General features: G+C 69.7%; 1 protein-coding gene and 2 pseudogenes. 2 read left to right on the plus strand and 1 reads right to left on the minus strand.

Annotated features, from left to right (window positions below):
• A pseudogene (locus IH13_RS43845) lies at positions 1–322 on the minus strand (hypothetical protein); the annotation flags it as partial.
• Between the two features lie 128 nt (positions 323–450).
• On the opposite strand from IH13_RS43845, the gene IH13_RS0105200 reads away from it, so the two are divergent.
• Entirely contained in the window at positions 451–1,131 is a 681-nt protein-coding gene (locus IH13_RS0105200; protein ID WP_031081398.1) for a response regulator transcription factor, read from the plus strand.
• 70 nt (positions 1,132–1,201) lie between these two features.
• Positions 1,202–1,419, plus strand: a pseudogene (locus IH13_RS0105205) (two-component sensor histidine kinase); the annotation flags it as partial.

The following is a 1,419-nucleotide window of genomic DNA, read 5'->3' on the forward strand; positions in this document are numbered from 1 at the left end:
CCGCCAGCCGCAACGTCAGCAGCCCTCCGCCGAAGAGACCGAAGATCTCGTGCATCACCGCGTAGTGGAGGGCATGGACCAGGTCAACGTGCTGGGCAGTGAGCCATATCTGCGAAAGATCGCGGTGCGCGAGCTGAAAGGTGACGGCCTCGTCCCCCCACATGGTGTTCTGCCTGCGGATACCCCAGAGTCCCAGAGCCATGGTCAGGGACAGGGGCGCGATGGCGACAACGGCCTTGGCGGGGCTCGGTGATCGCCGACGGACGGGTACGGGCGGGAAGTCGAGCCTGTCCCCGGCGGGGGCGCGTTCATCGAGGGACATCAGCGACGGGGCCTTTCAGCAGCGGCGAAGACACTCCGCCAGCGTGCCCGGGCCTGGTTGACCGGACGCTGACCCAACCTGACCGGCCGATCAGGAACGCGGGCCGACGCTGTGGAAGGCTGCACGACATGCGCATCCTGGTGGTCGAAGACGAGGTGGACCTTGCCCACACCCTGCGCACCGGCCTGACCGCCGAGGGCTACAGCGTCGACCTCGCCCATGACGGCCGGCACGGACTGTGGATGGCCCGCACCGGCGAATACGCCCTTGTCGTGCTGGACTTGATGCTCCCCGGACTCAACGGCTACAAGGTCTGCGCCCAGCTGCGCCGGGAGGGCAACGCGACCCCGATCCTGGTGCTCACCGCCAAGGACGGGGACTGGGACCAGGCAGAGGCCCTGGACACGGGGGCCGACGACTACCTGGCCAAACCCTTCTCCTACCTGGTGCTCGTCGCACGGCTGCGGGCCCTGGTCAGACGAGCCGCCACGGTCGCCCCGCCCGTCCTCGCCGTGGGCGACCTCTCGCTGGATGTCGCCGGCCGGGTCTGCCGCCGGGCCGGGACCCGGATCGAGCTGACACCCCGTGAGTTCGCCGTGCTGGAGCTGCTGGCCCGCCGGGCGGGCCAGGCGGTCTCCAAGACGGATCTCCTCTACCACGCGTGGCCCGACGAAGCCCAGGATCCCAACCTCGTGGAGGCGCGCGTCAGCGCCCTCCGCAAGAAGGTGGACGCCGCGTTCCACCGGCAGTCCCTGCAGACCGTACGGGGCACCGGCTACCGATTGGTGGACGACCGTGAACGCGACTGAGCCGCGACGCCGCTGGTGGCCGCGTTCGGTACGAGCCCGCACCGCCCTGGCTGCCGCATCAGCAGCCGCCGTGATCCTGGCCGGCATCGGCTGGTGGGTACACCGCGACGTCTACCGCGAGAGCACGCAGATCACCGAAGGACAGGCGCGGGAACAGCTCTTGGCTCTCGTCGATCAGCTGGAGGAGGGTGTGGTCCCCGTGCGCCGAAGCTCCGTGCCGTACGAGATCGTCGCGACCGACCGCCTCGCCGCCGTCGCCTACGGCGGAGGCATGGAGGAGTTCGATCC

It is taken from the genome of Streptomyces sp. NRRL WC-3549 (genome assembly GCF_000721935.1).
Lineage (GTDB): Bacteria > Actinomycetota > Actinomycetes > Streptomycetales > Streptomycetaceae > Streptomyces.